This is a genomic window from Paraplanobispora takensis (assembly GCF_016863195.1).
In the GTDB taxonomy this organism is placed as follows: Bacteria; Actinomycetota; Actinomycetes; order Streptosporangiales; family Streptosporangiaceae; genus Planobispora; species Planobispora takensis.
On sequence record NZ_BOOK01000005.1, the window covers coordinates 15,375 to 36,906 of the forward strand.

Consider the following 21,532-nt stretch of genomic DNA (forward strand, 5'->3'; position numbering starts at 1 on the left):
GACATCGGGAAGATGTACGGCCCGCGCTGTGTTGGCAATAAGCGCCAAACACCACCAGAGGGGATATTCACGCCATGGCGCTCACCGTCTACACCACCACGTGGTGCGGTCCCTGCAAGCGGCTCAAGGCTCAGCTCACCCGTGAGGGCATCTCCTACGAGGAGATCGACATCGAGCGGAACCCCGACGCCGCCGCGTTCGTGATGAGCGTCAACAACGGCAACCAGACCGTCCCCACCGTCGTGGTGAACTCCACCGCCGGCAAGGTGTCGCTGACGAACCCCTCGGTCGCCGAGGTGAAGCGGCTCCTCGAAGGCGCCGCCTGACCCGGTCCGGCAGAACGCGGGGCTCCCCGGAGGTCTCCCGGGAGCCCCGCGGTCACGGCCTGCGCGGATCGCGTGGCCGTGCGGCCGCCGCTCCACGCGCGGGGAGCCCGCGATCACCAGTCGCCGTTCAGCTCCGTGCCGTACCAGGTCTCGATCAGCCGGCGCGCGATCGAGACCGCCGGCGGCAGGCGCACCTCGCCGTTCTCCATCGCGGCCAGCAGCTCCGCGCGGCTGAACCAGCGCGCCTCGGCGATCTCCTCGGGATCGAGTGAGAGCTCGGTGGAGACGGCGCGCGCGAAGAAGCCGAGCATCAGGCTCCGCGGGAACGGCCACGGCTGGCTGCCCAGGTAGCGGGGGGCGGTGACGTTCACGCCCACCTCCTCGACCACCTCGCGGATCACCGCGTGCTCCAGGGACTCCCCCGGCTCCACGAATCCGGCCAGCACCGACATCCGCCCCTCGGGCCACTGCGGTCCCCTGGCCAGCAGGCACCGGTCCGCGTCGTCGTGGACGAGCATGATCACCGCGGGGTCGACCCGGGGGAAGTGCTGGCTGCCGTCGGCGGGGCACACGCGCACGTGCCCGCCCGCCCGTACCTCCGTGGGGCCGCCGCAGCGCGGGCAGAACCGGTGCGTGGAGTGCCAGGCGTCCAGTGCGACCGCGTAGACCAGCAGCCCGGCGTCGAGGTCCCCCAGCAGGGCGCCGACCTGGCGCAGGCCGGCGAGCACGGGCTCCCCCTCGGGCAGCGCGGCGGCGCCCAGCGGGGCCACGATCCGGGGCACGGGGCCGCCGCGGCCGGTCTCCCCGCCGGCCAGCGGAGCCGTCACCGAGAAGTAGGCGACGCCGTCGTCGTCCACGCCCAGCAGGTGGCGCGCGCCCTCGGGCGCCTCCGCGGGGGACAGCAGGACCAGGCGGGCCTCCCGTCCGTCGCGCCGTACCAGCGCCTGCCCGTCGTCGACGACCACGACCCTGGTCCTCTCCTCCGCCCAGGCCCCCGCGAGCCAGTCGTCGTCGCCGCGCAGCGCCGCCGACCGGTCGATGGCACTGCGCGCGAGCAGCAGCGGCCCCAACAGTCCTTCTTCTGCCGTGATCTCCACGCGTCCGTCCTTCCGAGCCGCAGACATCCTAGGCCAGGGAACGCAAAGGCGCCGGAGCGGGGAGCTTTCTCCCCGCCCTCACCTGGCTCCGGAGACGACAGGCAGGGCCGGCCGAGGGCACATATACGGTTAATACGGAGTCCCACCCCCGCGATGATCTCCAGGCGGCTAGGATGCACCGGGTTAGGTTAGCCTTACCTGATATCGGGGGTCCTGAATTGCGGCTGTACCTCACCGCGCTCAAACCGACGGATTCGGTCGCCGACGGCTTCCTGCCCGCGGCCCGCGCGCTGGGCTGCGACATCACGATCCTGACCGACCGCCCGGAGCACTACCGGGACGCCGGGGCCGAGGTGCTCGCGTGCGACGTGCGCGACGCCCGCGCGGTCATCGACGTCGTGGCGCACCACCACCCGCCCGCCGCGATCTTCTCCAACTCCGACCACATCCAGGCGGAGACCGCCCTGGCCGCCGCCTACTTCGACCTGCCGGGCAAGGACTGGCGGGCCTGCGCCGCGGCCAAGAACAAGGCGCTCACCCGGCGCAGGCTGGCCGAGGCCGGGGTCGAGACGGTGCGTTCGGTACGGCTGGCGCCCGGCGACCCGGTGCCCGGGGACGTGCCGCTGCCCGCCGTGGTCAAGCCCCGGGAGGGGGTGGCCAGCGAGGACGTGGTGCTGGCCGGGGACGCGCGCGAGCTGGCCGAGGCCGTACGGGCCATCCGCGCCCGCCGACCCGGCGAGGCCCTGGTCGTGGAGGAGTATCTCGACGGTCCCCTGCACACGCTGGAGACGCTGGGCGACGGCCGGACCCTGCAGGTCCTGGGCGGGTTCCGCACCACGCTCGGGCCGTTGCCGTACTTCGTGGAGGAGCGCCTGGACTGGGAGCCCCCGCCCGGCGCCGACCACGTGCTGGCGGCCCTGCGGGCCCTCGGGGTGGGCTTCGGCGCCTGCCACACGGAGTACGCGATGACCTCCGGCGGGCCGCGGATCATCGAGGTCAACTATCGCGTGATCGGCGACCACTGCGACTTCCTGATGGCGGACCTGCTGGGGATCCCGCTGTTCGAGCGCATCCTCGGCGTGCACCTCGGGGCCGGCCTGGCCCCGGAGCCCGGCGTCGCCCGCGGGCACGGCACCGCCCTGAGCCTGGTCGCGGAGCGCTCGGGGACCGTCGTCGCCGCCCCGGGGACGGTCGCGCCCTCCGGCCCCGGCCCGGTGCGGATCTGGCACCGTCCCCTGCGCGCGGTGGGCGACCGGATCGACCTCAGCCACACCAACCGCGACTACCTGGGCGTCGTCCGCGCCATCGGGCCCGACCGGGCGAGCGTGGACGAGGCCCTGGCGGCGTTCGGCGCCCGGAGCCCGTGGGTGGTCGGATGAGCGTGAGGACCGCCCTGACGGCGCGGGAGCCGTACCTCGCCGCCCGGGTCCTGGACTGCCTGCTGCGCGAGAACTACGGCGGCCTGGCCGGCCGGGTGACCCGGAGCAAGGACGGCGTCGCGCTGGTCCTGCCCGCCGGGCGCCGCATCCGGCTCACACCCGGCTCGCCGTTCCAGGACTTCGTGGTGGCCCCCGAGGAGCGCCTGCGCCTGGAGGAGGTGCTCTCCGCCCTGCGGGAGATCGCCCCCGCCGCCGACGCGCCGGGGGTGGAGGCCTTCGCCCGCGAGTGCCACGAGGCGCTGCGCGCCCTGGACCTGCACGCCGCCCGGTCCGGGGAGATCCTGGAGCGCCTGGGCCGCGGGCCGGGCGCGGGCGCCGTGCGCTACGAGACGCTGGCGGCCTTCGTCGACCATCCGGTGTACCCGACGGCGCGGTGCAAGAGCGGGCTGACGGACGAGGACCTGACGGCGTACGCGCCGGAGTTCGCCCCGAGCTTCGAGCTGCGGTGGGCGGCGGTGCCCGCGGATCGGGTGGCCGGGGCGCCCCTGCCGCCGGCGCCGGGAGGCCCCGCCGGCAGGCTCATGCCCGAACGGACCGGAGATCCCGCCGGGAGCCTCGTGCCCGGCCGGGCCGGGGGTCTCGCGGCGGGGTACGACGCCGATCCGGCCGAGGGCTTCGCGGCGGCCGGGCTGCCCCGGGAGCTCGCACGGACGCATGTGCTCTTCCCCGTGCACCCGCTGACCCTCCCGGCCGTCCGGGAGATTCCCTGGGCGGTCCCGGCCCCGGAGCCCGGCGTGACGGTCAGGCCCACCCTGTCGATGCGCACCGTCGCGCTCGACGGGCGCACGCACCTGAAGCTGCCGCTGGCCACCAGCACCCTCGGGCTGCGCAACCGGCGCTCGATCAAGCCCGGCACCCTGGCCGACGGAGCGCGCGCGGAACTGCTGCTGCGCGCGATGCCGTTCCCCGGGGTGCTCCTGGCCGACGAGCAGACCCACGCCCACGCCGGGCACGAGTATCTCGGCTGGCTCGTCCGCCGCCTGCCGCCGGGCGAGGCCGTCCCGGTCGCCGCGCTGCTCGCCCCGCTGCCGGGCGGGGGCACGGTCGTCGAGGAGCTCGCCCACCGCCGGTGGGGCGGTGACGTGACCGGGTTGCTCACCGAGTATCTGCGGCTGCTGTTCGGCTTCGCCGTACGGCTCCTGGTCCGGTACGGCACGGCGCTGGAGGCCCACCAGCAGAACCTCTCCCTGGTGGTCGGCGGTGAAGGCCCCGTGCGGCTGCTGGTCAAGGACAACGACGGCCTGCTGACCTCGCCCGACCGCCTGCGGGCGGCGGGGCTGGCCGTACCGGACTTCTCCGACGGGCGGATGCTGACCGACGACCCGCACGCCCTGGCCGACGTCTTCGTGACCATCACCCTCCACCTGGCCGCCGCCGCCCCCGCGTTCGGCGCGCTGCCCGCGCCGCGGGCCGCCGGGCTGCTGCGGGAGACGCTCGCCGAGGCCCTGGAGCCCTACGGCGACGACCCGATGGCCCGCCTGCTGCGCGCCAGGACCCTCGACGCCGCCCGGCTCGTCGGCAAGTCGATGGTCACCGCCGGGACCCTGGTCGACAAGGCCCGCACCGGGGCGCGCGACGTCAACAAGTTCTACGGCACCAGCGGCCCCAACTACCTTCGCCATCCCCCTCAGGCCATCCGCCCCGTGACCACGCAGAGGACGCCATGACCAGCCTTGCGCTCGACTCCCCCGCCGCCGTCGCCGAGGAGGCCTCGCTCGCCGCGTTGCTGCGCTGCTGCGTCAGGGAGGTGGCCGGGCCGCGCGGGCAGGTCCGGCACTCGGGGCCGTACGTGCTCCTGCGCGTGGCGGGCGTCCCGCTGCGGGTCCGGGCGCACGGCGGCCTGGCGCTGCGCTTCGAGGGCTCTCCCGAGTGGCTGGACGGCGACAGCTGGCAGCCGCTGTCCGCCGGACGGCTGGTCCGGCTGGTGGAGGCCGAGCTGGGCGGCGGCAACGAGGAGTTCGCGTCCCAGGTGGCGGCGAGCCGGCGGGCCATGGCCACCCTGCTGCGGGCCCGGCGGGAGACGGCCGCCCCGGCCGACCCGTGGCTGGCCTCCGAGCAGGCGCTGGTGTTCGGGCACCCGTTCCACCCCAGCCCGAAGGCGCGCGGCGGGACCCCGGCCGACGCGGCTGACGACATCGAGGGCGACGCCGGCTGGCTCGCCTACGCCCCCGAGGCGCACGCGAGCTTCCCGCTGCGGATCCTCGGGGTCCGCGACGACGTGCTGGCCCAGGCGGGCGACACGGCCGCGCTGGACGAGCTCGGCACGGCCCCGCCCGGGTACTCCCCGCTGCCGGCGCACCCCTGGCAGCTCGGCCTGCTCGCGGCCGAGCTGGCCGCGCCGCTGGCCGACGGGAGGCTGATCGACCTGGGGTACGGCTCCCGCCCGGCGGTCCCGACCTCGTCGGTGCGCACGCTCTACGAGCCGGCCGTCGACCGGTGCCTGAAGTTCAGCCTGGACGTGCGCATCACCAACTGCGTGCGCAAGAACTCCTGGTACGAGCTGGCCGGGGCGGTCGAGCTGACCTCCCGGCTGGGCCCGGTGTTCCGGGAGCTGTCCGCGCGCTTCCCCGGCACCCGCTGGCTGCCCGAGCCCGGATACCGGTCGGCGGACCTCGGCACCCGGCTGCTGGAGGGGCTGGGGGTGATCGTCAGGATGAGTCCCTGGCAGGTCTGCCGCCCCGGCGTCACCCCGCTGCTGAGCGGCGCCCTGGCCACGCCCGGTCTGCCGGGCGTCGTCGCTACCGTGTCCGAGGCCGTCGCGGCCGACCCCGTGCGCTGGTGGCGGGCCTATGTGGAGCGGGTCGCGCTCCCGGTGCTGGACGCCTATCTGACGCACGGCGTGGTGCTGGAGCCGCACCTGCAGAACGTGCTGGTCGGCGTGGACGGGGCCGGCACGCCGGTGGAGGCGGTCTTCCGCGACCTGGAGGGGACCAAGCTCGTGGCCGGGCGCCACGAGCTGTCGGGCGTCCCCCGCCGGGTCGCCGAGGCGCTCACCTACGACGCGGCCGGAGGCTGGAACCGGGTGCTGTACTGCCTGATGGTCAACCACCTGCCCGAGGTCGCCGCCACGCTCGCCGGGACCGGGCCGGTGCGCGAGCTGTGGGCGGTCGCCGGGGACGTGCTGGCCGGGTACGCCTCCCGGCGGGGATGGCCGCGCGAGCTGTCGGACCTGCTGGCCGGGGCGCCGCTGCCCGCCAAGGCCAACCTGTCGGTGCGGTGGGCGCGCTCGGCCGACCGCAGGGCCGGTTACGTGCCGGTGGCCAACCCGCTGGCGGCCTCGGCGTGAGCCCTCCCGCCCGCCGTACGCGGCGGGCGGAAGCCGTACCGGGACATACCGGGGGACATGCCGGGGGACATGCCCGGGGTCATCCGAGCACGGGGACCGACTCGACGAGCGCGACCAGCCCCCGCTCGTCCAGCAGGTTCACCGGGCGGACCGTCTCGTTGACGCGCACGTAGTGGAAGGCCGCGCTCACCCGGTCGAGGGGGACGCCCGCCAGGTGGGACCAGGCCAGGCGGTAGGCGGCCAGCTGCACGGCGGCTGCCTCGGCCGCCTTGCCCGCGGGGCGCCTGCCCGTCTTCCAGTCGACGACCTCGTAGCCTCCGCCGGGCGTCCGGAAGACGGCGTCCATCCGGCCGCGGACCAGCCGGTCGGCGATCATCGTCTCGAACGGGACCTCGACGTCGAGGGGCTCGCGGCCCGCCCACTCGCTCTCCTCGAACCTCTCCTGGAGCTCGGCCAGCCGGGCGCCGGCACCGTCGAAGTCCGCCGCGTCCTCGGCCTCGTCCCCGGCGCCGGGCAGCTCCATCTCGTCGAGGAGGCGCTGCTGGCCCCAGCGGGACTCCAGCCACTCGTGGAAGGAGGTGCCGCGCCGGGCCAGGGGGGCGGGCTTCCTGGGGACGGGACGGCGGATCTGTCGGGCCAGGGCCTTGGCGTCGGCGGCCAGGGTGACCAGGGACGACACGGTGAGGTGGGTGGGCAGCTCGACCTCCTTGCCGCCGCGCCGCCGGTTGCGCTCGCGCTCTCGCAGCAGCAGCTCGGTGTCCCGCTCCCAGGCCTTGGCCCGCTCCCGGTCCCACCCGCGCAGCTCCGCCGGCAGCCGGTCCCCCTCGCCCCCGGGCTCGGACCCCGCTTCGCCCGCCCCGCCGGCCTCCACCGCGGAGGCGCCGACGGCTCCGCTCACGGAAGACGGCGTCGCGGCGGTCTCCGCAGCGGGGACCGGTACGCCGGAGGAGGCGGGGGCCGGCGCGTCCGGCGCGGGGGCCTGGGCGGCGGGCGTCGCGGTGGTCTCCCCGGCGGGCGTCGTGGGAGTGACGGTCTGGGCGGCGGTCTCCACGGCGGGCGTCTCGGGGGTGGCGGCGCGGGCGGCGAAGTCGGCCAGGGCGGCCTCGACGAGGAAGGCGCCGTCGACGACGGACTCGTAACGGGCGCCCTCGGGGGTGACCGGCCAGGTGGTCTCCGCGGGCTCCTCCAGCAGGGGGTTGGTGGCGCCCTCCTCGATCTCGGGGGCCCACGTGGCCACCCGGCCGCAGGTGTCGCGGATCTCCAGCAGGAAGTCCGACGGCTCCAGGGGCTTGGCCGCGGTGCCCCAGCGGTAGCCGGAGGCGACCAGCAGATAGTGGGCGCGGGTCACGGCGACGTAGGCCAGCCGCCGCTCCTCCATCAGGTCGCGGTCGCGGCAGCGCTCGTCGAAGTCGGCGAGCTCCTCCCTGGCCAGCCCGGTCAGCGCGGGCAGGTCGGAGGCGTCGCCGCGCAGCGGGTACGGCAGCCGCCGCGGGTTCTCCGTCCACCTGGGGCTCACCATCGGCCGCGCGGGGAAGATCGTGCCGACGGCCAGGCCGCCGGTCTTCGACAGCGCCTGGGACATGCCGGGCACGATCACGACCGGCCACTCCAGGCCCTTGGAGGCGTGCACGGTCATCAGCTTCACGCTGTTGCTCTCGCCCACCCGCCCGGAGTCCAGGCCGTTCTCCTCCTCGTCGGCCGCCTTCAGGAACGCCAGGAACGCGCCCAGCGTCGGGTCCTCGGAGTCTCCGGCGAAGCGGGCGGCGGCGTCGAGGAAGGCGTCCAGGTCGGCCCGGGCGGCGAACGCCCCCACGGCCGCGTGGCGCGCCGCCACCTCGATGTCCAGGCCGAGGCGGCGCTCGACCTCGACGATCAGGTCGGGCAGCGGCTGGCCTGCGTGGGCGCGCAGCGTCCGCAGCTCCTGGGCCATGGCGAGCAGCCGTACCCGCGCCGCCGGCGAGAACCGGTCCTGCCACTCGGGGCGGTCGGGCAGCTCGTCCAGGGCGTCGACCAGGCTGCCGCGCTCCTCGGCGAGGTCGGCGACGACCTGGTCCAGCGGATCGGCCACCGGGGAGGCGTCCTCGCGGGTCTCCCGGTTCAGCTCGCGGGCCCGCTCGCCCAGCTCCTTCAGGTCGGCCGGGCCGATCCGCCAGCGGGGGCCGGACAGCAGCCGGACCAGGGCGTCCCCGGCCGTCGGGTCGTAGAGCACGCGCAGGGTGGCCACGATGTCCGCGACCTCGGGCACGGTGAGCAGGCCGCCCAGGCCGACCACCTCGACCGGGATGCCCCGGTCCTCCAGCGCCCGGCGCAGCGCGGGGAACTGCGAGCGCTTGCGGGCCAGGATCGCCACGTCGTGGGGCTGCAGGCACTGCGGGCCGCCCCACATGCTCTGCTTGGCCTTCTTGCGCTCGCCCTCGCCCCACGGCAGGCCGTCCGGCGCGGTGTCGCTCCCCAGCAGCCGGGAGATCTCGCGGGCGATCCACTCGGCCTCGTCCTCGGCCGTCTCGTGGAAGGCGGTCACCACCCGGCCGCGCTCGACCCGGTTGCCGCCCGGCACCAGCACCGGCACCTCGCGGGCCTCCATCCGCAGCGGGATCTGCACCCGGGCGGCGACGTCGAGCACGGCGTCGCCGTTGCGGAAGCTGACCGACAGCTGCCGGATCTGGGCGGGCTCCCCCGAGGCGGTCCTGAAGTCGCGCGGAAAGCGGGTGAGGTTCCCGGCCGAGGCCCCGCGCCAGCCGTAGATGGACTGGCAGGGGTCGCCGACGGCGGTCACCGGATGCCCGTTGCCGAACAGCGAGCGCAGCAGGACGAGCTGGGCGTGGCTGGTGTCCTGGTACTCGTCCAGCAGGACGACGGCGAACCGGCTGCGTTCGAGCTCCCCGACCTCCGGGTGCTTGGCGGCGATCCGGGCGGCCAGGGCCATCTGGTCGCCGTGGTCGACGACCTCGCGCCTGCGCTTGAGCCGGTTGTAGGCCTCCACCAGCGGCAGGAGCTGCTCCCTGGCCTTCTGCACGGCCAGGGGCTTGCGCTGGGCCACGATCGGCGAGCCGGGCAGCGCGGCGTACCGCTCGGCCAGCCAGGCGCCCACCTCCCGCACCTCCGCCGGCCGGCGCAGGTGCTCGGCCAGCTCCCCGGCCAGCTCCAGCACCGCGCGGGTGACGGTGGCCGGTCCCCATTCGATCTGCTCCATCGGCCCGTCGTAGCCGCTGACCACCCGCCCGGCGAGCTGCCAGGCGACGGCGGGGGTGATCAGGCGCATGGTGGGCTCCAGCGCCTCGCGCAGGGCGTGGTCGGTGACCAGCCGGGCGGCGTAGGCGTGGTAGGTCGAGATCGTCGGCTCGCCCGCCAGCAGGTCCGCGGGGACCCCGGAGCCCAGCGCGGTGAGCCGCTCGCGGACGCGGTGCGACAGCTCGCTGGCGGCCTTCCTGGTGAAGGTCAGGCCGAGCACCTGCTCGGGCCGGACCAGGCCGTTGGCGACCAGCCAGACGACCCGCCCGGCCATGGTCTCGCTCTTGCCGGACCCGGCTCCCGCCACCACGACCATCGGTTCGAGACCGGCCTCGATGACCGCGGCCTGTTCGGGGGTCGGGGGAAGGATGCCCAGCTCCGCCGCGAGCTGGATCGGGCTCAGCACACCATGCCTCCGTCTGCGCCTCCGTCTGTGCCTCCGTCTGCGCCTTCGTCCGTGCGCCCGGAGACGGCACGACAGGGGGTCGTACGGCCCGCCGCTCCGCCCGCCCGTCCGGCCGTGCCGGGACGGTCCAGGGTAGTACGGCTCAGCACACCTGGCCCCCGCTGTCGTTGACCGGGCAGCTGGCCCGGGCGGCGCAGGTGCGGCAGCCGTCGTTGACCTTGGCCTGGAAGAAGGGGCCGGACATGCCCAGCGCCACGGTGTCGACCATGTCGCGGGCCCAGCCGGGGTCGTCGTCCTCCGAGAGCGGACGCTGGGACTGCTCCCTGGCGTCCTTGCCCGCCGCCTTGCCCACCTGGACCAGGGCGGCGCCGCCGGGCTCGGTCATGCCGTGCCGCTCGAAGGCGCCCAGCAGCGCGGCGAGCTGGTAGACGCCGAGCTGGGGATGGCGGTCGAGGTCGGTGTCGGAGGGCTTGGTGCCGCCGGTCTTGATGTCGATGATCACCGCCCGGCCCTCGCCGTCGCGCTCGACCCGGTCGACGCGGCCCTTGATCTGGACGCCCTCGGAGACCGTGGCGATGAAGGACTCCTCGATGCCGACCAGCTCGCGGGGGTTCTCCTGGTGCCAGCGGACGAACCTGGCGATCATCTTCTCGGCGACCCGGCGCTGCTTGCGGTTGTACCAGACGCCGCCGAAGTCCAGCTCGTTCCAGACCTCGTCCAGGCGCTTGCCCAGGGTCTCCTCGGTGGGCATGCCGGTCGCGGCGAGCACGGCCAGGGCGTGGATGACCGTGCCCAGGCCCCGGGCCATGTCGGTGCCGCTCGCGCCCACGGAGGTCTCCAGCAGCCAGCGCAGGCCGCACTTGCTGAAGCTCTCCACGGCCGAGGGCGAGATGCGCACGGTGTCGTCGGGCCAGCCGAGCGGGCGGTCGTCGGAGATCGGCGTGAGGGCGTACCACTCGTCGGGGTGGGCGCCCTGCACCCCGGCGGCGGCCAGCCTGGCCAGGTGACCGGCCGCGGCCCTGCGCAGCGGTTCCGGCCGGGTCGGGTCGCACACCGCCGAGCGCAGGTCGGCCACCAGGGCGGACATGCTCAGCCAGCGGGACCGCTCGTCGAGGACGGCAGTCTCCTCGCCCGATCCCGGCACCAGCTCGGTCAGGAAGCGCGAGGGCCGCTCCTCGACGTCCTCGCCTCCCACCGCGGTGACGACGAGCTTCTTCCTGGCCCTGGTCGCGGCCACGTAGAACAGCCGGCGCTCCTCGGCCAGCAGCTGGGAGGCGAGCGCGGCGCTGACCGCGGCGGGGTTCTCGTGCTCGGAGCCCTCGGCCCGGGCGACCATGTCGTCGGTGCTCAGGACGGTTCCGCGCAGCCGCAGGTCGGGCCAGGTGCCCTCCTGCACGCCCGCGACGACCACGACGTCCCACTCCAGGCCCTTGGAGCGGTGGGCGGTCATGATGCGCACGGAGTCACCCTCGGGCGACCGCGCCGCCAGGGAGTCACCGGGGATCTCCTGGGCGATCAGGTCCTCCACGAACACGTCGACGCCCGCGTGGGGCAGCCGGTCGACGAACCTGGAGGCGTAGTCGAACAGCGCCACCACGGCGTCCAGGTCGCGGTCGGCCTGCCGTCCCCGGTGCCCTCCCACAGCGCTGGTCTCGCTCCACTTGGGGACGAGCCCGGTGGCGTCCCAGACGGCCCACAGGACGTCCTCGGCCGTGCCGCCCTGCCGTACGGCCTCGGTGGCGGCGGTGATGAGCCGGGCCACGCGCTCGGCGGGCAGGGCCACGTGCGGGTCGACCGGGACCAGCTCCCGGGCGTCCTTCAGGGCCGCGATGAGCAGCTCGCCCGACGACCTCGGCTCGCCCGGGCGGGAGCGGTGGGAGGCGGACAGCGCCAGGTCCCCGGCGTCCTCCGGATCGCCGGCGCCCGCCGGGAGCACGGCCTCCTCGGCGTCCCCGGCCTCGTCGAGGTCGTCGAGGTCGTCGAGGTCACCGGTCTCCGCCAGGGCCGCGCGCTCGCGCGCCTCCACCCGGGCCCGGCGCTCCCTCGCGGCCACCGTACGGGGATCCGGTCGCGCGCCGGCCGGCTCGTCACCGGAGGCCCCGCGATCGGGCGCCCCGGGATCCCCGGCCCCGTCGCCGGACGCCCCGCCGTCGGGCGTCCCGTCACCGGAAGTCCCGGCCGCGTCCCGCTCGCCGTCCGCACCGCCCTCGCCGTCCGCACCGCCCTCGCCGTCGAGCTCCACCGGCAGCGCCATGGCCTCGTGCTCGGCGATGCGCAGTGCGCGGCGCAGGCGGCGCACCCCGATCATGTCGGTGCCGCCCAGCGCCCCGGTCAGCAACTCCTCGGCCAGGCCCTCGTCGAGGGTGTCGGGGTGCATGGCCACCTGGATCAGGCGGATCAGCGGCCGCACGCCCGGCTCCTGGAACAGCGGCACCTCGCCGCCGCCCACCACGACCGGCACCCCGGCCGCGACCAGCGCCCGGCGCAGCAGCGGCGTCTGCCGGGTCGCCGACCTGACCAGCACGGCCATCCGCGACCAGGGCACGCCGTCGAGCAGGTTGGCCCGGCGCAGGGTGTCGGCGACGATCGCCGCCTCCTGGGTGGGGCTGTCGGCCACCACCACCCGGACCGTGCCGTGCTCGGCCTCCGGCAGGGGCGTCAGGTCGCGGTGGGCGGCCCCGCCGGGGACGGCGGGCAGGCGGGCGGCCACGCGGCGGGTGGCGGCCAGCAGCCCCGGGCCGCTGCGGCGGCACACGCGCAGCGCGATGATCGGCGCCCGCCGGCCGCCGGCGTCGCGGAACCGGTCGGGGAATCCCATGATCCCGTGGACGTCGGCGCCGCGGAAGCCGTAGATCGACTGGTCGGGGTCGCCGACGGCGATCAGGTCGCGGCCCTCCCCGGCCAGCTGCGCCAGCAGGAACTCCTGGGAGGGGTCGGTGTCCTGGTACTCGTCCACGAGGACGACGTCGTAGGCCGAGCGTTCGCGCAGCCGTACGTCCGGGTCGGTGAGCAGGGCTCCGGCGGCGCGGATCAGCTCGGCGTAGTCGAGCACCGGCTCCAGGTCCAGGTCGAAGCGGGCCTGGTAGCGGTCGGCGAACCGCCCGGCCGCGATCCAGTCGGTGCGGCCGTGGCGGCGGCCCAGCCCGACCAGGCCCTCCCCGTCGAGGCCCCGCTCGGAGGCGCGGGCGATGAAGTCGCGCAGCTCCTGGGCGAAGCCGCGGGTCTTGAGCGCCTCGCGCATGTCCTCGGGCCAGTGGAGCGCGCCGTCCTCCAGCTCGCCCAGGAGCAGGCGGCGGATCTCCAGCAGCTGCTCGGGGGCCGTCAGCAGCCGGGGCGGCGGGTCCCCGGTCAGCACCGCCTCGCGGCGCAGCAGGGCGTAGGCGTAGCTGTGGAAGGTGAGGGCGAGCGGCGTCCTGGTGGTACGGCGCAGCCGGCCGGTGATCCGCTCGCGCAGTTCGTCGGCGGCCTTGCGGCTGTAGGTCAGCACGAGCACCCGCTCGGGGTCCGCCCCCCGGCGCTCCACGCGGTCCACCACGGTCTCCACGATCGTGGTGGTCTTGCCGGTGCCCGGGCCCGCCAGGACCAGCAGGGGGCCGCTCTCATGGGCCACCACCGCCCGCTGATGCTCGTCGAGCACGGGGGCAACGGCCCTCCCCGTATCCCCGCGACGCACCAGCCGCCAGCCCTGACCACTCACAACTCGTCATTCCACCAGATCCCGGGCAGTGATCGTGCCGAGTCGGCGGGTCCGGCATGAGGAGAGATCAGTTCGGCCAGGTCACCGCCGGTGAGCGATGGAAGTCCACGCCCAGCTCGGACCACCGGGGCCCGTGCCCGGCCAGGCGGGCCGCGAAGTCGCCGAAGTCCCTCGCCTCCTGCGGCGTCCAGGCCACCTCGGCGACCGCGGGCAGCCGGGGGAAGGCCAGATACTCCAGGTCGTCCATCGTCTCGGCGGTCTCGGTCCACAGCGGGGCCTCCACACCGAGCACGCGGTCGTCCCCCACCCCGTCGACCAGCTCGGCCGGATCCCAGCCGTAGGCGTCCTCGATCTCGATGAGCCCGGCCCACTCCAGCCCGAGCCTGGTCTCCTCGTCGTACTTCATGTCCAGGTAGACCCGGGAGGCCGGGGACATGATCAGCTTCGCGCCCCGCCGTACGGCGCGGTGGACGTCGTCGGGGGTGCGGCCGGTCTGCCAGTACTGGCTGACGCTGCCGGGGGCGAGCCGCGCGCCGCCGACCTCCTGCCAGCCCACCATCCGCTTGCCCGCGGCCCCGACCAGCTCCTGCGCCCGCTCGATCAGGTCGTTGTACTGCTCCTGCGTGAGCGTCTCCACCTCGTCGCCGCCGATGTGCAGGTAGGGGCCGGGTGTCAGCCGGGCCATCGTCGCGATCACGTCGGCGAGGAAGCGGTCGACGGCGGGCCGGCCCACGCACAGCGCGCTGAAGCCGACGTCGATCCCGGTGTACGGCCTGCGCCGCCTGCCGTCGCAGCTGAGCGCGGGGTCGGCGGCCAGCGCCGCGTTGGTGTGGCCGGGCATCTCGATCTCGGGCACGATCTCGACGTACCGCTCGCGGGCGTGGGCGACGATCCGCCGGTAGTCCTGCTCGGTGTAGGAGCCCCCGGGCCCGCCGCCCACCTCGGTGGCCCCGCCGACCGCGGTCAGCTCGGGCCGCCCCGCGACGGCCAGCCGCCAGCCCTGGTCGTCGCTGAGGTGCAGGTGCAGCACGTTGATCTTGTAGGCGGCGAGGAGGTCGACGTACCGCTCGACCTCCTCGACGGTGAAGAAGTGCCGGGCGACGTCCAGCATCGCGCCGCGCCAGGCGAACCGCGGCCGGTCGGCGATCCGCACACCGGGCAGGGTCGCGCCCCGTCTCGGCAGGAGCTGCGCGAGCGTCTGCACCCCCCGGAAGAGCCCGACCGGCGTACCGGCCCGCACCCTGGCCCCGTCCCGGTCCACGGTGAGCTCGTACGCCTCGGCGCCGGGGTCGCCGACGATCGGCCCGTCCGCGGAGGAGCCTGCCCCGCCGGACGCGCCCGGCCGCTCGCCGGTCAGCTCCAGGCGGATCTCCCCCTCCCCGCCGATCCGCGGCGTCCACCCGGTCGCCCGCCGTACGGCCGCCGCCAGATGCCCGGCCGCGCGCCCGGCCTCCGGCGGCGCCGCGATCGCGGTGTCGCGGCCGATCGTGAAGCCGGCCCCGCGGTAGGCGACCTCGGCGGGCAGGGGCACCAGGCTGTGCCAGGTCCCGCTCGGGGACGCGGTCGCGCCGTCGCCCGAGCACGCACCGGTGGCCAGGACCGCCGCCGCGGCCAGCGCGGCGGGGAGCATGCGCCATCTCATGTGCGCATCAGATCATCGCGATCCCGGGGAGGGGAACCTCCCGCGGCGTGATCCGCCGCGGGAGGACGAGTGGCCGGGACGGGAGCGGCGGGTCAGGACGGGAAGACGTGGTCGACCAGACGGGCGGTGGCCTTGCCGTCGTCACGGGGCGCGTAGGTGCGCCTGAAGTTCTCGTAGCGGTCGGCGCCGGCGGCGGCCACCTGGTCGATGGTCCGGATCGCCTCGATCACGTCGGCGCCGGTGGACAGCAGCGGACCGGGGCCCTCGGCCTCCAGGTCGAGGTAGAGGCCGCGCTTGGACGAGTAGCGCTGCAGGTCGTAGGTGAACAGCAGGATCGGCCGTCCGGTCGCGGCGAAGTCGAACATGACGGACGAGTAATCCGTGATCAGCACGTCCGCCACCAGCAGCAGATCCGCCATATCCGGATATGTCGTGACGTCGTGCCCCAGTCCCCGGGGGACGTTGGGCGCCGCCTGCATCGAGTGCCCCCTGATGAGGAACTCGTGGTCGGAGCCGAGCACCCGCCGCGCCTCGGCCAGGTTCAATTTGAGCGAGGCGTTCTTGCGGTCGTAGTCGCGGTAGGTCGGCGCGTACAGCACCAGCCGGACGCCCTCGGCGATGCCGAGCCGCGCCCGCACCCGCGCCGCCAGCTCCTCCCGGTCCGGGGAGGCCAGCACGTCGTTGCGCGGGTATCCGCTCTCCAGGACCTCGCCCTGGTAGCCGAAGGCCTTGCGCAGGATCGGGGTGGCCCACGGGCTCTGCGAGACCAGCAGGTCCCAGCCGCGCACCTCGACGGCCTGCCGGTGCCAGGCCGGCGGCTTCGGGTCGCGGGACATGTGCGGCAGGTCGTTGCCCATGCGCTTGAGCGGGCTGCCGTGCCAGGTCTGCACGACCACCTGGTCCTCGCGCGCCCGGAACCACGGCGGCAGGAAGGCGTTGGTCACCACGTACCGCGAGCGGGCGAGCGCCGCGTAGTGCTCGCGGCTGCCCGCGCGCACCACGGTCGGCCGGACGTCCCCGAAGCCGAGCTCCGCCGACCCCGGCGGCGTGAACGCGCCGTCCTTGACGATCCAGATGTGCTCGCGGTCGTCGCCGCGCCGCACCCGCTCCTCGTAGACCGCGCGGACGTTGCCCTCGTACTGCCGCCCGTCGTAGGCGACGTAGACCGTCGCGTCGTTCAGCCCGCGGGAGCGCTCGGCCGGGTAGAACGAGCGCTGCAGGGCGTACAGCCCGCCCGGGCCCTTCTCGTCGTCGGGCCGGTCCTCGGCGACGGCCAGCACCGGCACGTCGAACCGGGTGGAGATGACGCGGTACTCGCGGCCGTCGATGATCTTCGGACCCTCGTCCAGGTCGTCGAGGGCGGCGTGGTCCATCCGGATCGGGACGATCTCGCCGGACTCCTCGCGGGCCGCGATGCTCCAGTTGCCGCCGCCCAGCGGGACCGTCTCGCCGAAGCGGGGCATCGCGGCCGGGGCCAGGCGCACCGAGAAGTCCTCGCCGTCGCGCTCCATCGGCGTGGCGTAGATCAGCCCGGTGCGGTGGCGCAACGTCAGCTCCGCCCGCCCCGAGCCGGGATAGGAGCCTTCGAGCAGGAGCGTGCCGTCCTCGCCCCAGACCGCCCGGGAGACGACCGGGCGGACCCGGTGCGCGGAGACCATCACGCGGTCGCGCCGGTCGCCCAGCACCGTGATCTCCCGCTCACCGATGATCGAGCGGCTCTCCGCGGCGGAACCGAGCATGACGGGGGCCGCCGGATCGCCCTTGGGCTCGATCCAGAGCCTGCCGCCGTCGCGCTCCTGGAGAAGCGACGACACGGCCAGCGGGACGACGACCTCGGTGCCGCCCGGGCCCGGGGTGAAGTCGGCGGCGATGCGGTGGCCGTCCAGCCGCGCGTGCCCCTTGGCGAAGCGCCGGTCCGGCAGGAACACCGTCAGCTCCAGCCGCTCGCCCTCCAGCCGCACCCCGGTCAGCTCGGCCCGGGTCGGCTGGAGCACGACCTGAAGGGCGCGGTCGGAGGTCCAGACCGGCCGGACCCACCAGCCCTTGCGGAGCTCGGTGCCCCGGGGACGCTCGGTCCGGCCGCTGGACGGCCCGCGGAGCATGCCGACGGCGCGGGCGCCGCGGCTCCAGATCACGATCTCGGCGCGCCAGGTGGTGGTGTCGCGCACCGTGGCGCGGCGGCGCAGCAGCCGCTTGCCGCCGCGGACGACGGCCCGCAGGGCGGCGCGCCACCGCAGCGCCGAGGGGTTCAGCTCCGCCGTGAAGCCCGACCAGTCGTAGTTGCAGCCGGCCTCGCGGGCGCCGTACGTCGCCTCGGGATGGTGGACCCTGCGGGTGCGCATGCGCACCGGCGGCAGCCAGCGGGGGCCTCGCAGCACGACGGTCGCCCGGTTGAAGCGGCGGCTGCGGACCGACAGCCCCGCGAGGTAGGCGTGACCGCCGACCCGCAGCCGGCCGTTCTCCCAGGTGATCTCCTCGACCTGCGTCACCGGGATGAGGTCGGCGGCGCGCAGCCGGTACAGCGACTCGGGGAGCTCCTCGCGCAGCGGGAGGTCGGCGTACCAGCGCATCTTCTTCCTGACGCGCCGGGACGGCTCCGCGGCGGCGGCGACCAGCTGCTGCAGGGCGTCGCCCTCGGCCAGCTCGTCGACGTCGCGGTGCTCGACCAGGTGGAAGGCCAGCCGGCGGGCCACCGGGAGATCGAGCTTGACCTTGGGGTCGACCCCGATCACGTAGGGCCTGACGAGCGTGAGGAACTCGCGGCGGCGGGCGGCGCCGCGCTTGACCGCGATGTCCATCCGGGAGCCGAGCGGACCGGCGAGCACCTCGGCGTCGAACCGCCTGCGCTGCGCGGGAGTCAGACCTCCCGCGGTCAGCGCCTCCATGATCGCCGGCAGAGGTTCTCCCCGGTCGCAGAGATCCTGGACGATCCGCAGACGCTCGGCGACGGCATCGCCGCTCGCTCGCGCGGGTGAGACGCCGGTGGCCATGGGGGAGGCACCGCCTTTCGGGCAGACGCTGTCCGTCCCACGCCATGTTAGTGGGACCGGGGAGCCGGTTAAGCGCTACTTTCCGACTGTCCATCCCATCTCGCGGATCCCATGTCCGCCCGGGAGCCCCGCAGCGGGGTCCCCTCCTCCCGCCATCGGGCGAGACACCGCTGCTCATGACCCGGAGGCGGGGTGCCGTCGGCGTGCACGACCCGCCACCACGGAACGCCGCCTCCCCACGTCGACATGACCCTGCCGACCTGACGCGGACCGCCGGAGCCGAGATACTCGGCGACGTCGCCGTAGGACATCACCTTTCCGCGCGGGATGCGCTCGACCAGATCGAGGACCGTCTCCGCGTAGGGATTCGGGTGCCCTCGCGACCCCGTGTCCTGCGCGGCGTCTTCCCTCATGTCATCCACGGCGTCTTCCATGGAGTCTCCCCAGCGCTCCCGGCGGTCAGGCCCTCCACGTGGCGGGCCCGGCCGCGAGGATCTCCTCCAGCCGCCCGAACTCGTAGGCCGCCTGGTCGCCCGTCTGCTCCACGACGCCGTCACGGATCGCGTAGGACTCCCCGTCCTCCCCGACCAGCCGCGCCCCGAGCAGGCCGGACACCCGGGCGAGCTGGGCCACGTGCCAGTCGGACCCGGGCGCGCCGGACAGCGCGCCGTTCCAGACGGCGACGGCGTGGACCCCGTCACCGTGGCGCGCGAGGACCTCTCCGGACTCCGGCGAACCGCGGAACTCGAAGCCCGCGCGCCCGAGCACATTCGCGAGCTCCGCGAAGGAGAGAGGCGCCTGGCGCTCCACCCGCAACTCGTACCCCATGGGCGGGACATTAGCGAACCTTGACCGGCCCCCGGAGCGGGAAAGGCGACATCGGGCCGACCGCGTCCGAACAGTGTCCAAACCGCGTTCGAATCGCGTCACACGCGCCACACGCGTCCTTCGGCGCCGAACTCCGCGTCCGGCGCGGTCCCGGCCGCCGATCTGAGCGCGGACTTCCGGTTGAGGACCACGACGGCCCCTGCGAAGGCGAGCACGCCCAGGGCGAGGCCGGCGCCGTACAGCCACAGGAGGAACGGGTCGGCCCCGGGCCTGGCCGGCTCCTCCGGGAGCGGGCCCCCGCCGAAGTGCCGGCCGTCGGGCACCGGGGACGGGGACGCGACGCCCGCCAGCTCCCCGGCCCTGGCCAGCGCCGCCCCGGCGTCCACCACGCCGAACCCGACGTGCTCGTCGTAACCGGCGCCGGGGGTGAAGCCCGCGGTGGAGGTCAGGGCCCGCGCCACCTGCTGCGGCGTCATGTCCGGGTACTTCGCCTTGATCAGCGCGGCCACCCCCGCCACCAGGGCGGTCGCCACGCTCGTCCCGTCGGAGTTCTCGTACTTCCCGCCGGGGAGCGCCACCGGGACCTGCACGCCCGGCGCGGAGACCAGGACCGACAGGTTGTCGCTGCTGAAGACCGCGGGCTGGCCGAACCGGTCGGCCGCGCCCACCCCGACGACCCCCGGGTATCCGGCCGGGAAGTTCCAGTAGGAGGTCTGGTGGGTCGTGGAGTACTCTTCGCCGCCCTCGTTGCCCACGGCGGCGATGAGCACCACCCCCTTGGACAGGGCGTAGGAGACCGCCTCGCGTTCGGCGCGGTGCGGGCCGTACGCGCCCAGCGACATGCTGATCACCTGCGCCCCGTGGTCGGCGGCGTAGCGGATCGCCCGGGCCACCGGGCTGCCCCGGAGCGTGCGCCGGTCCGCCTCGGGGACGTCCTCGCGCTCCTCGAAGTTCAGCGGCAGGGACAGGATCCGCGCCTCCGGGGCGACCCCGAGCAGGCCGTCCTCGCCGCCCTTGCCCGCCCCGGCGATGAGGGAGGCCATCGCGGTGGCGTGGCGCATGCCGGAGAGCCGCTCGTCGCCGGTGGCCTGCGACCCCATCTCGGGCCCGGTGACGACCCTGCCGCGCAGCTCGGCGACCTCGCCGTCGACCGCGCCGTCCACCACGGCCACGGTGACCCCGGCCCCCCTGGTGACCTCCCAGGCCTCCTCGACGTTGAGCGCGTCCAGCACCCACCGCTGCCCGTCCCGGATCTCGTCGGCGGCGGCCGGGGGCGCCGCGGTCGCGGAGAGCGCGGTCAGGAGCACGGCCAGCAGGACGGCCAGGATCGCCGGCGGCACGGCGCGCGGGGACGCGGTCGGCGCCTCCCTCCCCCGTCTCCCCCGTCGGCTCAGCACACGTTCCCCTGGGTGCAGCGCGGTACGGCGGGCTCGGCGCCCAGGGCGCGGGCGATGCGCCCGGCGACCGTCTGGGCCGTCGGCCACAGCTCGCTGTGCAGGATCTCCTCCTGGGCCACCGCCTCGCGGGTGCGGCCGTCGGTGTAGCCGGCGGTGGAGAAGACGATGTACGGACCGACCCCGACCCAGGCGTTGCGCTGGCGCTGGGCCGCGCCGAACAGTTCGGTGGCGGTGCCGGGGAAGGCCACCGGCCGCACCCCCACCCGGTCGTCGGTCGTCAGCTGCCCGGTCGCCGCCCGGCGCTTGTCGGCGTCCTCCATGACGGCGACGCCCACAGTGATCGCGAAGGTGGACGTCTGGTCGACGTAGGTGGCCCGCAGCAGGGTGCGGCAGCCGTTCTCGGAGAGGATGGCCCCGACCGCGGCGTCGGTCCCGGCCCGGCAGGGGGTCTCGGGGGCGATGCCGACCCGGCGGGCGTACTGCTGGGTGCGGCCGAGAGCGACGTACTCCAGCTCGCCGGGGAAGACCAGCGTCGTGGGCCAGGTGTGCCAGCGCCTGGCGATGTCCTCCTGGACGTAGAGGTTCTGCTCCGCGGCGGTCAGCGGGCGCGCGGCGGTCTCGCGCAGCAGCCCGACGGCGCCGGACAGCACGTCGGTCGTGGCGATGGCCAGGATGGTCCCCATCAGCAGCAGGAAGATCGTGCGCAGCCGGATGCCCTGTTCGAGCGCGATCACCTCGACCCGCTCGGCCCCGGGCTGCCTGCGGTTCGCCCCCGGCCACGGGCGGACCCGCGCCCTGCGGGCCCCGGCCGGCGAGGCGGACGCGCGGCGCATGCGCGTGGCCCCGGGAAGCCGGGTCGCGCCGGAGGAGCCGCCGGACGCGCGTCCCGGCGGGGCACCCCGCCCGGCGCCCGGCGCCGGGGCGTCCTTGCCCGTCCCGTCCGGCGTCGAGGCGCCCTCGCGCCTCCCGTCCGGCGTCGTCGCGCCGGGTGCCGCTCCGTCCCGGGCCCTCCCGCGCGGCGATCCGCCCTGGGGGCCCTCGCCCTGTGACGCCCCGCTCCTGTCCGGCCCGATCCGCGCGGCGCGCGACCCCGCCGGGGGCCAGCCGCGGGTGCGCGGCGTCGAGGGCTGCAGGCGCCGGCGCGGCTCCTGTGACCTCCCGGGCTGCGACATACCTTCGATGCTACGTCCCGG

General features: G+C 75.2%; 13 protein-coding genes. 4 read left to right on the forward strand and 9 right to left on the reverse strand.

Annotation, left to right across the window (positions count from 1 at the left end; all coding sequences use genetic code 11):
• The first annotated feature begins 74 nt into the window (after window positions 1-74).
• Window positions 75-326 carry a mycoredoxin gene (locus Pta02_RS04370; protein WP_203873358.1) on the forward strand — a complete coding sequence of 84 codons (252 nt, stop codon included), beginning with the start codon at window positions 75-77 and terminating at the stop codon, window positions 324-326.
• Between the two features lie 113 nt (window positions 327-439).
• Here Pta02_RS04370 and nudC read toward each other — a convergent pair whose 3' ends face one another.
• Window positions 440-1,423, reverse strand: a complete 984-nt coding sequence (nudC, locus tag Pta02_RS04375; RefSeq protein ID WP_239129518.1) for an NAD(+) diphosphatase — start codon at window positions 1,421-1,423, stop codon at window positions 440-442.
• Between the two features lie 218 nt (window positions 1,424-1,641).
• Here nudC and Pta02_RS04380 point away from each other — a divergent pair, with 218 nt between their 5' ends.
• The 3 genes from Pta02_RS04380 to Pta02_RS04390 are packed head-to-tail and all read left to right on the forward strand — an operon-like array spanning window position 1,642 to window position 6,148.
• Entirely contained in the window at window positions 1,642-2,802 is a 1,161-nt protein-coding gene (locus tag Pta02_RS04380) for an ATP-grasp domain-containing protein (RefSeq protein WP_203873360.1), read from the forward strand.
• Window positions 2,799-4,529 carry an IucA/IucC family protein gene (locus Pta02_RS04385; protein ID WP_203873361.1) on the forward strand — a complete coding sequence of 577 codons (1,731 nt, stop codon included), beginning with the start codon at window positions 2,799-2,801 and terminating at the stop codon, window positions 4,527-4,529. Before Pta02_RS04380 ends, Pta02_RS04385 begins: the two co-directional genes overlap by 4 nt.
• Window positions 4,526-6,148: an IucA/IucC family protein gene (locus Pta02_RS04390; RefSeq protein ID WP_203873362.1), complete on the forward strand. Its 1,623-nt coding sequence runs from the start codon at window positions 4,526-4,528 to the stop codon at window positions 6,146-6,148. Before Pta02_RS04385 ends, Pta02_RS04390 begins: the two co-directional genes overlap by 4 nt.
• Window positions 6,149-6,227: 79 nt before the next feature.
• On the opposite strand, the gene Pta02_RS04395 is transcribed toward Pta02_RS04390, so the two are convergent.
• The 8 genes from Pta02_RS04395 to Pta02_RS04435 all read right to left on the reverse strand — a co-directional run bounded on the left by Pta02_RS04395 (window position 6,228) and on the right by Pta02_RS04435 (window position 21,511).
• Entirely contained in the window at window positions 6,228-9,785 is a 3,558-nt protein-coding gene (locus Pta02_RS04395; RefSeq protein ID WP_203873363.1) for an ATP-dependent helicase, read from the reverse strand.
• 142 nt (window positions 9,786-9,927) lie between these two features.
• Window positions 9,928-13,422, reverse strand: a complete 3,495-nt coding sequence (locus tag Pta02_RS41010) for an ATP-dependent helicase (protein WP_239129519.1) — start codon at window positions 13,420-13,422, stop codon at window positions 9,928-9,930.
• A 127-nt stretch (window positions 13,423-13,549) separates the two neighbouring features.
• Window positions 13,550-15,124, reverse strand: coding sequence for a beta-N-acetylhexosaminidase (locus Pta02_RS04410; protein WP_203873364.1), 1,575 nt, complete (start codon window positions 15,122-15,124; stop codon window positions 13,550-13,552).
• Window positions 15,125-15,216: 92 nt separating this feature from the next.
• On the reverse strand, window positions 15,217-18,114 hold the full coding sequence (locus Pta02_RS04415) for a CDP-glycerol glycerophosphotransferase family protein (protein WP_239129525.1): 2,898 nt from the start codon (window positions 18,112-18,114) through the stop codon (window positions 15,217-15,219).
• 68 nt (window positions 18,115-18,182) lie between these two features.
• The gene (locus Pta02_RS04420) at window positions 18,183-18,527 is read right to left on the reverse strand and encodes an MGMT family protein (RefSeq protein WP_203873590.1); all 345 of its coding nucleotides are present in this window, start codon (window positions 18,525-18,527) and stop codon (window positions 18,183-18,185) included.
• Between the two features lie 46 nt (window positions 18,528-18,573).
• Entirely contained in the window at window positions 18,574-18,942 is a 369-nt protein-coding gene (locus Pta02_RS04425; RefSeq protein WP_203873365.1) for a hypothetical protein, read from the reverse strand.
• 98 nt (window positions 18,943-19,040) lie between these two features.
• The gene (locus tag Pta02_RS04430; protein WP_239129528.1) at window positions 19,041-20,282 is read right to left on the reverse strand and encodes a S8 family serine peptidase; all 1,242 of its coding nucleotides are present in this window, start codon (window positions 20,280-20,282) and stop codon (window positions 19,041-19,043) included.
• A 50-nt stretch (window positions 20,283-20,332) separates the two neighbouring features.
• On the reverse strand, window positions 20,333-21,511 hold the full coding sequence (locus Pta02_RS04435) for a hypothetical protein (protein ID WP_239129531.1): 1,179 nt from the start codon (window positions 21,509-21,511) through the stop codon (window positions 20,333-20,335).
• Window positions 21,512-21,532 lie beyond the last annotated feature (21 nt).